This window comes from Kitasatospora sp. MY 5-36, assembly GCF_001182915.1.
Lineage (GTDB): Bacteria > Actinomycetota > Actinomycetes > Streptomycetales > Streptomycetaceae > Kitasatospora.
Genome location: NZ_LFVW01000370.1, coordinates 1 through 11,886 on the forward strand (window position 1 = coordinate 1; position 11,886 = coordinate 11,886).

General features: G+C 73.5%; 11 protein-coding genes. 9 read left to right on the plus strand and 2 right to left on the minus strand.

Annotated elements, in window-relative coordinates; all coding sequences use genetic code 11:
- On the plus strand, window positions 1-990 hold a 990-nt coding region (locus tag AE652_RS22910), incomplete at its 5' end, for a CdaR family transcriptional regulator (RefSeq protein WP_049654478.1).
- 84 nt (window positions 991-1,074) lie between these two features.
- Here the strand turns inward: AE652_RS22910 and AE652_RS22915 are convergent.
- The gene (locus tag AE652_RS22915) at window positions 1,075-2,208 is read right to left on the minus strand and encodes an esterase family protein (RefSeq protein ID WP_049654481.1); all 1,134 of its coding nucleotides are present in this window, start codon (window positions 2,206-2,208) and stop codon (window positions 1,075-1,077) included.
- A gap of 311 nt (window positions 2,209-2,519) precedes the next feature.
- Between AE652_RS22915 and AE652_RS22920 the strand changes: the two genes are divergently transcribed.
- The 7 genes from AE652_RS22920 to AE652_RS45240 all read left to right on the plus strand — a co-directional run bounded on the left by AE652_RS22920 (window position 2,520) and on the right by AE652_RS45240 (window position 10,320).
- Window positions 2,520-3,539 carry a sugar ABC transporter substrate-binding protein gene (locus tag AE652_RS22920; RefSeq protein WP_049654482.1) on the plus strand — a complete coding sequence of 340 codons (1,020 nt, stop codon included), beginning with the start codon at window positions 2,520-2,522 and terminating at the stop codon, window positions 3,537-3,539.
- Window positions 3,536-4,582, plus strand: a complete 1,047-nt coding sequence (locus AE652_RS22925; protein WP_049654484.1) for an ABC transporter permease — start codon at window positions 3,536-3,538, stop codon at window positions 4,580-4,582. Before AE652_RS22920 ends, AE652_RS22925 begins: the two co-directional genes overlap by 4 nt.
- A 38-nt stretch (window positions 4,583-4,620) precedes the next feature.
- Window positions 4,621-5,523 carry an ATP-binding cassette domain-containing protein gene (locus AE652_RS22930; protein WP_234348494.1) on the plus strand — a complete coding sequence of 301 codons (903 nt, stop codon included), beginning with the start codon at window positions 4,621-4,623 and terminating at the stop codon, window positions 5,521-5,523.
- Window positions 5,520-6,626, plus strand: a complete 1,107-nt coding sequence (locus tag AE652_RS22935) for an ROK family glucokinase (protein WP_049654486.1) — start codon at window positions 5,520-5,522, stop codon at window positions 6,624-6,626. Before AE652_RS22930 ends, AE652_RS22935 begins: the two co-directional genes overlap by 4 nt.
- A gap of 139 nt (window positions 6,627-6,765) precedes the next feature.
- The gene (gene ggt, locus AE652_RS22940) at window positions 6,766-8,556 is read left to right on the plus strand and encodes a gamma-glutamyltransferase (RefSeq protein ID WP_049654487.1); all 1,791 of its coding nucleotides are present in this window, start codon (window positions 6,766-6,768) and stop codon (window positions 8,554-8,556) included.
- Window positions 8,557-8,643: 87 nt separating this feature from the next.
- Window positions 8,644-9,486 carry an exodeoxyribonuclease III gene (locus tag AE652_RS22945; protein ID WP_049654497.1) on the plus strand — a complete coding sequence of 281 codons (843 nt, stop codon included), beginning with the start codon at window positions 8,644-8,646 and terminating at the stop codon, window positions 9,484-9,486.
- 210 nt (window positions 9,487-9,696) lie between these two features.
- Complete coding sequence (locus AE652_RS45240) at window positions 9,697-10,320, plus strand: hypothetical protein (protein WP_049654489.1); 624 nt, start codon at window positions 9,697-9,699, stop codon at window positions 10,318-10,320.
- 108 nt (window positions 10,321-10,428) lie between these two features.
- On the opposite strand, the gene AE652_RS22955 is transcribed toward AE652_RS45240, so the two are convergent.
- Window positions 10,429-11,148: a lysoplasmalogenase gene (locus AE652_RS22955; RefSeq protein WP_049654491.1), complete on the minus strand. Its 720-nt coding sequence runs from the start codon at window positions 11,146-11,148 to the stop codon at window positions 10,429-10,431.
- A gap of 225 nt (window positions 11,149-11,373) precedes the next feature.
- Between AE652_RS22955 and AE652_RS48430 the strand changes: the two genes are divergently transcribed.
- The coding region (locus tag AE652_RS48430) for a DUF2397 family protein (protein ID WP_234348495.1) at window positions 11,374-11,886 on the plus strand (513 nt) is incomplete at its 3' end.

Here is an 11,886-nt window from a genome sequence, read left to right on the forward strand (position 1 = left end):
CTGGCCGCCGGCTCCTTCTCGCTGCTGCCCGCCCCGGCCTCCGCCGAGCACGACGAGCCGCCGGCCGGCGGGGGCCTGCTGGCCGACTGGATGCTCGCGGTGGCCGGCGACGTCACCGAGTGGACCACCAAGCGCCAGCAGCTCGCCGAGACCCTGGCCCGGCTGGTCGCCGCCGAGCGCCACCGCCGCGACGAGGGCCGCCGGCTGCGCCGCCGCCTCGCCGACGAACTGCTCGCCCTGCTGCGCCGCGACGCCGACCCGGCCGAGGTCGGCCGCGCCCTGTACGCCTCCTCGGCGATGGCCGCCCGCTACGAGGGCCCCGGGGCCAAGTCCCAGGCGGAGGACGGCTCCTGGCTGGTGCTCAGCGCCGAGGGCACCGGCCTGCCGGAGGGCGCCGTACGGGCGGTGCTGGAGGAGGCGCTCGGCGGTGCCTCCGACCGCGCCCTGGTCGCCGGGACGGGCACCGGCGCCGTGGTGGTGCTGCCCGTCCTGGACGCCCCGGTGCCCGCCGACGCCCTGCGTGAACTGCTCGCCCCGCTGGAGGCCGGGCTCGGCTCGGAGGGCCGGATCACCCTCGGCGTCTCCGCCCCCGCCGCCGGGGCCGGCGGCCTGCGCGGCGCCCTGGAGGAGGCCCGGCACGCCCGCCGGATCGCCGCCTCCCGGGTCGGCCGGGTCTGTGTCGCGGGCCCCGAGGAGCTCGCCTCGCACGTCCTGCTGCTGGCCGCCGTCCCGGACGAGGTGCGCCGGGCCTTCCGCAGCCGGCTGCTGGACACGGTGATCGCGTACGACATCGAGCACCAGGCGGACCTGGTCCGCACCCTGGAGGCTTTCCTGCGTTCGGACGGCTCCTGGACCCGCTGCGCCGCGCAGCTGCACGTCCACGTGAACACCCTGCGGTACCGGATCGGCCGGATCGAGGAGCTGACCGGGCGTGACCTCTCCCGGCTGGAGGACCGGGTGGACTTCTACCTGGCGCTGGAGCTGGCCTGACGCCGCGTCCGGACAAGCGGAAGGGCCCGCCGCGACCTCGGTCGCGGCGGGCCCTTCCCGTACGGTTCGCTGTTGCCGGCCGGCCTACTGGACCGGGATGACCGAGGTCAGCCACTGGAAGGCGGCGGGGACCATCTTCTTCCACTGCTCGGTGGTGTGCGGGCCGGTGCCCTCCTCGACCTGGACGGTGGTCGGGGCCTTGGCCGCGGCGCGGATCGCCTCGCCGTCCTCGTAGCCGTCGCCCTTGGAGCCGCTGACCAGCAGGGCGACCTTCGGCGGCTGCGGGGCGGTCTTCAGGATGTTGACCGGGTTGTTGGCCTCGCGCAGCTTGGCGTCCTTGCCGACCAGGGAGTCCGGCTCCTGGGCCGGGTCGTTGTAGCCGGACATCGCGATGGCGGCCCGGTACCGGTTGGGGTGGGCCAGTGACAGCTTGGCCGCGCAGTGCGCGCCGGCCGAGTAGCCGGCGATCGCCCAGCGGTCCGCGGACGGGTCCGCGCGGAAGTTGTCCAGCACCATCTGCGGGACGTCGCGGGTGACCCAGGCGTCGGCGTTGATCTTGCCGGGGATGTCGGTGCAGCCGGCGTCCTGGTTGTTCAGCAGCTTCGTGCGGGGCGAGACCAGGATGAACGGGGCGACCTTGCCCTGCTGCATCAGCGGCTTGAGCTGCTCGGAGACCTTGAGGGTGCCGTACCAGGTGGAGGAGGAGCCGGGGTAGCCCGGGATCAGCTCGACCACGGGGAACTTCTTGTCCTTGAACGCCGGGTCGTTGTACTGCGGCGGCAGCCAGACCAGCACCTCGCCGTCGACCCCGGACACCTGGCCCTTGAGCTCGGTCCGCTGCACGTCGTTCGGGACGAGCGGGTCGTTCACGCCGCCGAAGCTCTGCTTGACCTTCTGCGGCTCCTTGGCGGGCTCGGCGCCCTGGCCGCCGGCGGCGGCCGCGGCCGGGTCGACCGGCGCCACCACGGGCACCGCGCGGACGTGGTTGCCGGTGCCGAGCAGGTCGTCCCAGTTGCCGTAGATCAGGTTGGCGTTGTTGACCATCACGAAGACCATCAGGACGGCGGTGACCTGGCAGAACATGATCATGACGATCCGGGTGAGGTAGCGTACCGGCTGCGGGCCGCCGACCTTCCCCCAGAACAGCAACGCCACTGTGATGGACACCGGCACCAGGATGACGGTGAGGAGGAAGAATGGCGTACCTGTCAGTTCCATCGAGTTCTCGTATCCGGGTCGCACGCCGCCCGGGGCCCACTCGCCCGAACGCACGTCAATGGCATCAGACGGCGATGGACCGGTGATCGGTTGCCGTCCGAATCTGTGCGGAACCTGAGAGGAACATCACTTTCTTGTGATGAACCGCCTTCGGATCGGCGCCTAGTCTGCCACCCGAACGGACGTCGTCCGGACCAGATGTTCAGCGAACTACCAGGAAAGGTCCCCCGGGGCACCTTACCTCCCAGGCCGTTCGCGCTGCCGGGCGAGGCGGTGCGATACCGCGCGGCACGGGCAGGGAGACTATGGGGATGAGCATCACCCGCTTTCGCCCGTCCCACCGCCTCTGGCCCGCGTGTGCCGTCCTGGCACTCGCGGTCGCCGTGGCCGGTTGCAGCAGTACTGGAGGCAGACGCGCCGAGGAGGCCCGCGCCAAGGCCGCGGCCACCGGCGGCGGCGCCGTCTCGACTCCGCGCTGGAAGGTCGCCATGGTGACCCACGCCGGAGCCGGCGACGCCTTCTGGGACACTGTGCGCAAGGGCGCCGAGCAGGCCGCCGCCAAGGACAACATCACCTTCCTGTACTCCAACGACGCGCAGACCCAGAACCAGGTCCAGCTCGTCCAGGCCGCCATCGACCAGAAGGTCGACGGCCTGCTGGTCACCCTCGCCAAGGGCGACGCCATGGCGGACGTCCTCGGCAAGGCCAAGGCCGCCGGCATCCCCGTGATCACGATCAACTCCGGCCAGGAGTACTCGCAGAAGTTCGGCGCGCTGACCCACATCGGTCAGGACGAGTCCACCGCCGGCCAGGCGGCCGGTACCGAGCTGGCCTCGCGCGGCCGCAAGAACGTGCTCTGCGTGATCCACGAGCAGGGCAACGTCGGCCAGGAGCAGCGCTGCTCCGGCGCCCAGTCCAAGTCCGGCGGAGCCTTCCAGGTGCTCTACGTCAACGGCGTCGACATGCCCGACGCCCGCGCCGCGATCTCCGCCAAGCTGCAGGCCGACCCGTCCATCGACACCGTGCTGACCCTCTCCGGCCCGATGGCCGCCACCGGCCTCCAGGCCGTCCAGGACGCCCACCGCACCGTCGAACTGGACACCTTCGACCTGGGCACGCAGGTGGTGTCCGGGCTCAAGTCCGGCAGCGTCGGCTTCGCCGTCGACCAGCAGCCCTACCTCCAGGGCTACACCGGCGTCGACCTGGTCTGGCTGTACAAGTACAACCTGAACATGCTCGGCGGCGGCAAGCCCGTCGAGACCGGTCCGCAGATCCTGACCAAGGACAACGCCGACGCGCTCGCCGAGTACGTCGCGAGGGGGACCAGGTGAGCACCCCCGACCTCCTCGCCCACGACGGCCTGGTCGACGGCCGTCCGCCGGCCCTGCGGCGGCTCCTCGCCCGCCCCGAGCTGGGCTCGCTGATCGCCGCCGTCGCGGTCTTCACGGTCTTCGCCGTCGTCGCCGAACCGTTCCTGCGGGTCTCCTCGCTGGGCACCGTGCTGTACGCGGCCTCCACCATCGGGATCATGGCGGTGCCGGTCTCGCTGCTGATGATCGGCGGCGAGTTCGACCTCTCGGCCGGCGTGCTGGTCACCACCGCCGCGCTGACCTCCTCGATGGTCTCGTACCAGTTCACCGCGGTGACCTGGGTCGGCGTGCTGGTCTCGCTGGCGACCACGCTGGCCATCGGCGGGTTCAACGGCTGGATGCTCGGCCGCACCAGGCTGCCCAGCTTCATCGTCACGCTCGGCACCTTCCTGATGCTGACCGGCGCCAACCTGGGCGTCACCAAGGCGATCTCCGGCACCGTCTCCACCAAGTCGATCTCCGACATGGAGGGCTTCGCCGCCTGCCGCTGGCTGTTCGCCTCCGAGGTGACCGTCGGCGGGCTGACCGTCAAGGCCACCGTCTGGTGGTGGCTCGGCCTGCTCGTGGTCGGCAGCTGGGTGCTGCTGCGCACCCGCTTCGGCAACTGGATCTTCGCGGTCGGCGGCGACGCGGACGCGGCCCGCGCGGTCGGCGTGCCGGTCGCCCGGACGAAGACCCTGCTGTACCTGGGTGTCGGCTTCGGCGCCTGGGTGCTCGGCCAGCACCTGCTGTTCTCCTTCGACACCGTGCAGTCCGGCGAGGGCGTCGGCAACGAGCTGATCTACATCGTCGCGGCGGTCATCGGCGGCTGCCTGATCACCGGCGGCTACGGCTCGGTGGTCGGCTCCGCGCTCGGCGCGCTGATCTTCGGCATGGCCAGCAAGGGGATCATCTACGCCCAGTGGAACCCGGACTGGTTCAAGTTCTTCCTCGGCGCGATGCTGCTGCTGGCCGCGCTGCTGAACGCCTACGTCAAGCGCCGGGCCGAGCGGGGGCCGCGATGAACACGGACCTCACGGGGGCCGCGACGAACACGGAAGCCATGGGTACCGAACTGCTCTCCCTCGACGGCGTCGGCAAGAGCTACGGCACCGTCCGGGCGCTCCAGGACGTCTCGCTGACCCTGCGGGCCGGCGAGATCAGCTGCGTGCTCGGCGACAACGGGGCCGGCAAGTCCACCCTGATCAAGATCATCTCCGGGCTGCACCAGCACGACGAGGGCACCGTCACCGTCGGCGGCGAGGCGGTCCGCTTCGACTCCCCGCGCCAGGCCCTGGACCGCGGCATCGCCACCGTCTACCAGGACCTCGCGGTCGTCCCGCTGATGCCGGTCTGGCGCAACTTCTTCCTCGGCTCCGAGCAGGGCATGCGCCGCTGGGGCGGCCTGCGGCTGGACGCCGAGGGGATGCGCGCCACCACCCGCGACGCGCTCGCGCGGATGGGCATCGACCTGTACGACGTCGACCGGCCGATCGGCACCCTCTCCGGCGGGCAGCGCCAGTGCGTGGCGATCGCCCGCGCGGTGCACTTCGGCGCCAAGGTGCTGATCCTGGACGAGCCCACCGCCGCGCTCGGCGTCAAGCAGTCCGGGGTGGTGCTCAAGTACGTCACCGCCGCCCGCGACGCCGGGCTCGGGGTCGTGCTGATCACCCACAACCCGCACCACGCGTACCTGGTCGGCGACCACTTCACCCTGCTCCGGCGGGGCCGGATGGCGGGCAGCCATCCGCGTGCCGAGATCAGCCTCGAACAGCTCACCACCGAGATGGCCGGCGGCTCCGACCTCGCCGAGCTCTCGCACGAGCTGGCCCGACCGTCGCTCTCCGACCCCCGTGGCTCCGCCCCCGGCGGCTCCGGCACCGGGCTCCCCGGTGGCGGAGAATCGGCTTCCGGAGAATCCGACCCCCGAGAACCCGACACCCGTGAGGAGCGTCCGCAGCCGTGACCGGCTCCCAAGGCAGCACCCGGCCACCCGTCCTGCCGACCCTGCTCGGCCTCGGCCCGCGCGCCGAGCGCCGCCGCCGCGCCCTGCCCGCCGGGATACTGCGGCTGCCCACGATCGGCGTCGACATCGGCGGCACCAAGGTGGTCGCCGGGGTGGTGGACGGCGAGGGCAAGGTGCTGGAGAAGCTGCGCACGGACACGCCGCACAAGAGCAAGAGCCCCAAGGTGGTCGAGGACGTCATCGTCGAGCTGGTGCTCCAGCTCGCCGACCGGCACGACGTCCACGCCGTGGGCATCGGCGCGGCCGGCTGGGTCGACGCCGACCGCTCCAAGGTGCTGTTCGCCCCGCACCTCAACTGGCGCAACGAGCCGCTCCGGGAGGCGCTCAGCGAGCGGCTGCGCTTCCCGGTGATCGTGGAGAACGACGCCAACGCGGCCGCCTGGGCCGAGTGGCGCTTCGGCGCCGGGCGCGGCGAGGACCACATGGTGATGCTCACCCTGGGCACCGGCATCGGCGGCGCGGTGGTCCGGGACGGCTACGTGGACCGCGGCAAGTACGGCCTGGCGGGCGAGTTCGGGCACATGCAGGTGCTGCCCGGCGGCCACCGCTGCCCGTGCGGCAACCGGGGCTGCTGGGAGCAGTACTCCTCCGGCAACGCCCTGGTGCGCGACGCGCGCGAGCTGGTCGCCGAGGAGTCGCCGGTGGTGCAGCCGCTGCTGGCCCGGGCGGGCGGCACGGTCGAGGGCATCACCGGGCCGCTGGTCACCGAGGCCGCCCAGGAGGGCGACCCGGTCGCGACCGAGCTGCTCTACGAGGTCGGCACCTGGCTCGGCGTCGGCATCGCCAACCTGGCCGCCGCGCTGGACCCGGGCCGCTTCGTGATCGGCGGCGGGGTCTCCGAGGCCGGTGACCTGCTGCTCGGTCCGGCCCGGGACACCTTCCGCCGCACCCTCACCGGGCGCGGTTTCCGCCCGGAGGCCGCCATCGTGCACGCCGCCCTCGGCAACGAGGCCGGCCTGGTCGGCGCGGCCGACCTGGCCCGGCAGGTGGCGCGGCGCTTCCGCACGATCAAGCGGCGGCGGGTGGAGCGCAGCGCGCTGTAGCGGGGTGGGGGCGCCTGCCGGCTGTTCTCCTGGCGCCCCCGCCCGCCCCGCCAACTACCCGTTGGTAGCGGCGCGGTGTGGTTGTCGGATCATCCCTCCTGTGGAACAACTGAGTTGACGCAGACTCAGGAGGATTCGGATGAGGGCTCTGACCCGTCTCGCACCACCACTGCTGCTCGCCACCGCGCTGGTCTGGTCCGGCGTCGGACCGGCCGGCGCCGCGACCCCGCCGACGAAGGTGCCCGAGGCGGTGGGCCGCGGCGGAGCGGTCGCCACCGTCGACGCCGACGCCACCGCCGCCGGCATCGAGGTGCTGCGCAAGGGCGGCAACGCGGTGGACGCGGCCGTCGCCGCCGCCGCGGCCCTCGGGGTCACCGAGCCGTACTCCTCCGGCGTCGGCGGCGGCGGGTACTTCGTCTACTACGACCACGCCACCGGCCGGGTGCACACCATCGACGGCCGGGAGACGGCCGGCCGCACCGCCGACAGCGGCCTGTTCCTGGAGGACGGCAAACCGCTGGCCTTCGCCGACGCCGTCACCAGCGGCCTGTCCGTCGGAGTCCCCGGCACCCCCGCCACCTGGGACGCCGCACTGCGCAAGTGGGGCACCCGCTCGCTCGCCCAGAACCTCGAACCGGCCGAGCGGATCGCCGACCACGGCTTCGTCGTCGACGACACCTTCCGCGGCCAGACCGCCGACAACTACGCCCGGTTCAAGGACTTCCCGGCCACCGCCGCGCTCTACCTGCCGAACGGCAAGCCCCCCGAGACCGGCAGCGTGCTGCGCAACCCCGACCTCGCCGCCACCTACCGGCTGCTCGCCAAGGACGGCGTCAAGGCCTTCTACCAGGGCGAGTTGGCCAAGGACATCGCCAACACCGTGCAGCACCCGCCGGTCGACCCGGCGTCCGGCCGCAACGCCCGCCCCGGCAGGGTCGACACCACCGACCTCGCCGACTACCGGGTCCGCGACCAGGCGCCCACCCACGTCTCCCACGGCGCCTACGACGTCTACGCGATGGCCCCCTCCAGCTCCGGCGGCACCACCGTCGGCGAGGCGCTCAACATCCTGGAGGACGGCGGCGACGTCTCCACGTACAGCGGCACCCAGTACTACCACCACTTCCTGGAGGCCTCCCGGATCTCCTTCGCCGACCGCAACCGCTGGGTCGGCGACCCGGCCTTCAACGACGTCCCCACCAGGGAACTGCTCTCCGAGCGCTACGCCGCCTCCCGGGCCTGCCTGATCAGCCCGGACCACGCGCTGACCAGCCCGCTCGCCCCCGGCGACCCGCGCCACCCGGCCCCCTGCGCCGACACCGGCCAGGCCGTCCCCGAGCCGTACGAGGGCCCCAACACCACCCACCTGACGGTCGCCGACCGCTGGGGCAACATCGTCTCCTACACGCTCACCATCGAGCAGACCGGCGGCAGCGGCATCACCGTCCCCGGCCGGGGCTTCCTGCTCAACAACGAGCTGACCGACTTCGACTTCACCCCGCTCGCCCCGGGCGTCCCCGACCCCAACCTGCCGGGCCCGGGCAAGCGGCCGCGCTCCTCGATGTCCCCGACGGTCGTGCTGCGCGACGGCGAGCCGCTGCTGGCCACCGGCAGCCCCGGCGGCGCGACCATCATCACCACCACCCTCCAGGTGCTGCTCGGCCGGCTCGACCGGGGCCTGAGCCTGGAGCAGGCCATCGCCGCCCCGCGCGCCAGCCAGCGCAACAGCGCCACCACCCAGGCCGAGCCCGCCTTCCTGGCGCTGCCCGAGCGGGCCGCGCTGGAGGGCCTCGGACACAGTTTCGTCAACGGCGGTGAGATCGGTGCCGCCACCGGCGTGGAACGGCTGCCGGACGGCCGCTGGGTGGCCGCCGCCGAGCCGGTGCGGCGCGGCGGCGGCTCGGCCGCGGTGGTCCGGCCCGCGGGCTGACCGGGCCGGCCTGTCGGTGCCGGGCGGTATGTTCGGGGTGGGCCTCCCGCACGAGGGGCGGCCCACCCCGTCCGTATGCCCGACTGCATGTCCGTCCGCACCGAACCACCGGGAAGGCCGCCCGCCGTGACCGTCCGCATCGCCACCTGGAACATCAACTCCGTCACCGCGCGGCTGCCCAAGCTCCTGGAGTGGCTGGAGAGCGCCAAGCCCGACGTGCTCTGCCTCCAGGAGCTCAAGTGCGCGGCCGACGCCTTCCCGTACGAGGCGGTCCGCGAGCTCGGCTACGAGACGGCCGCGCACGGCAACGGCCGCTGGAACGGCGTCGCGATCGTCTCCCGGATCGGCCTGGACGACGTCGTGCGCGGCCTCCCCGACCAGCCCGGCTACTTCGCCGACGGCGCCCTGCTGCCCGAGGTCGAGCCGCGCGCCATCGCCGCCACCTGCGGCCCGGTCCGGGTCTGGTCGGTCTACGTGCCGAACGGCCGCGAGGTCGGCCACGCGCACTACCAGTACAAGCTGGAGTGGCTGGAGGCGCTGCGCAAGGCCGCCACCGAGGACGCCGCCGGCCCCCGCCCGTTCGCCGTCCTCGGGGACTTCAACATCGCCCCGACCGACGACGACGTCTTCGACGCCGCCGCCTTCGAGGGCCTCACCCACGTCACCCCGGTCGAGCGCGCCGCACTGGCGGCCCTCGACGGGATCGGCCTCCAGGACGTGCTGCCCCGCCCGCTCAAGTACGACCACCCGTACACCTACTGGGACTACCGCCAGCTGGCCTTCCCCAAGAACCGGGGCATGCGGATCGACCTCACCTACGCCAACAAGCCCTTCGTCGAGGCCGTCACCGACAGCTACGTGGACCGCGAGGCCCGCAAGGGCAAGGGCACCTCGGACCACGCGCCGGTCGTGGTGGACCTCGACCTCTGAGCCGCCCCGCGTGAGCGCCACTCCGCGGGAGCGCCACGCGTGAGCCCCGCCGAGGGCGTCACGACGGGTCACGGGTCGTAACCCGAACGGTCGTGAGCGCTGGCCGAGCGTGGGGCGCGTCCCTACCGTCGGTGAATGACCGGGTGCAGTTGCTCGACCACGTGGACATGGGAGTCCCCGGCTGCGCCCGAGAATCCCGGAGGTTCCGGTATGCGCCCCATGCGTACGGCCGCCGCCGCCCTGATCGGCGCGACGGCGCTGACCGGCCTGACGGCCCCCCTCGCATCCGCCAGGGACGGTTCCGCGTCGGTCAGCCCGTCCCAGGCCGCACCGGGCCAGACCGTGACGGTCACGGTCTCCTGCGAGAAGTCGGACAAGCCCGACGCCAAGACCATCACCGCCCGCTCCGCCGCCTTCGAGGGAGGCCCGGCGACCCTCACCCTGGGCCCCGACGGCAAGCACAGCGGCTCCGCCCGGCTGGCCGGCCAGCACGCCGGGGACAGCAAGGTCGACGGCACCTGCCCGGACGGCGGGGCCTTCGCCACCAGCGTCACGGTCACCACCGTGGCCGTGCCCGACAGGGGCGGTGACAAGGGCGGCGACAAGAACCCCCAGAAGAACCCGGGTCTCGGCGAGTGGGGCGAGGCCGCGGGGGAGTGGGCCGGTTCGCTCGGGCAGTCCGGCGCCGGCAACCAGCAGGTCGCCCCGCACGGCGCCGTGCAGACCGGCCTCGGCGGTTCGGTCGCGGCGAACCCGGGGGAGCTGGCCGGCGGCCTCGCGCTGGTCGCGGGCGGTGTCGGCGGCTTCTGGCTGCTGCGGAGGCGCGGTGCCTGAAGGCCTCGCGCCCCACTGCGCCCCTGCGCCGCGCCGCTGGATCCCGACGGGATCGGCGGCGCGGCGGCGTGTCGGGACGGCGTGCCGGTTCTCCGGAGCGCCGGTGCGTCAGGCGGTCCGCGGTTCGGCGCCCTCGCGGTGCAGCCGGTCCTGGTGGCGGAGGGTGCCGTCGGCCAGCAGGTACTGGGCCAGCACATAGGTCGCCATGATCCAGAACTGATGGCCCGGCAGCTCCCGCCACTTCGCCAGCTGGGTGGCGATCAGCGTGTCGGAGAGCAGGAACAGCGCCCCGCCCAGCCCGGTCCGCCAGCCCAGCCCGGCCGAGGTGACGGCCGTCGAGGCGAGCAGCAGGCTGTAGCCGGCCACCGGGACGCGCAGGTCCCCGAGGTCCGGCCAGAGCTGCCCGACCAGGGCCACCCAGGCCGTCGCGTACGCGGCCGCGACCACCAGGGCCCGGCGGCGGTCGGTGAGCGCGCCGCGCTGGACGAACATCGTCACGTAGCAGACGTGCGCCGCCGCGAACGAGCCCATGCCCGCGAGGAACGCGGGGTCGTTCTTCAGCTGGAGCAGCACGTCGCCGCCCGCGCTCAGCAGCAGCGCCGGTGCCAGCAGCTTCGGCGCCTCCCGCCCGGCCTTCGCGGCCGCCGCCACGCTGTGCGCGGCCAGCAGCGGCATCAGGGCCGGCTTGGTGGCGTTCTGGAGCACCGAGGCGCCGGAGGCGATCGCGCCCAGGTGTGCCGCCGAGGTGGCCGCGAAGCCGCCCAGCAGGCCGGTGGCCGAGCGCAGGCGCGCCCCGAGGCCGACGCGGGTGGTGGTACGGACGGTCATGCGTGCGCCTCTCGGTGATCCGCTGCTTCGGACCGACCCTAGAGGAGCCGGACCGGCGGTGGAAGGGTCGGTTACCGGTGCGTAACCCGGGCGGGGTGCGACGGATGACGGGGTGGCCGGTGAGCGGAGCGCGGGCGGCCGCTTCGAGGGCTCTTGCGGAGAGTTCCTCAGGAGGGCGGTTGCTGCGGTCGGGTGGCCCGGGCACCGTCTAGTCTGGACCCCGACATGGATCAGCAGGACTACGCGGTCGGCGCCACCCGGGTGGCCGCCGGCAGGCCGGACGGACGCACGGGCGGGGCAGGGCGGGGAACCGCCGCCGCCGTCCTCGCCGTACGCGAAGCCGGTCCCGAGGCTGGTCCCGACGCCGGTGGTGCCTCCGGTTCCGACGCGGGCCGCTCCTCCGGTCCCGCTGACAGGACGCCGGGGGCGGCCATGGGGAGCGGTGCTGACGGCCCGCAGGCGTCGGCCGCTCCGGCCGTCGACACGACGCTCTCGCCCGACCCGGGGCTGCTGCGCCTGGCCCACTGGTTCGCCGCCGCCACCCCCGGCACCGCCGACGACCTCTGCACGGCCTCCTTCGGCCTCTACCCCGCCCGCCACCTCGGCACCGCCGCCGAGCCCGCCGCCGATCCCGGCGTCAGCTGGTGGCACGGCCCCACCGCGCACTTGGCCACGCCCGTACGCCCCCGCGAGGACCGCACCGAGGGCGGGCTGCGCCGCGCCCGGCGCGACGACGCC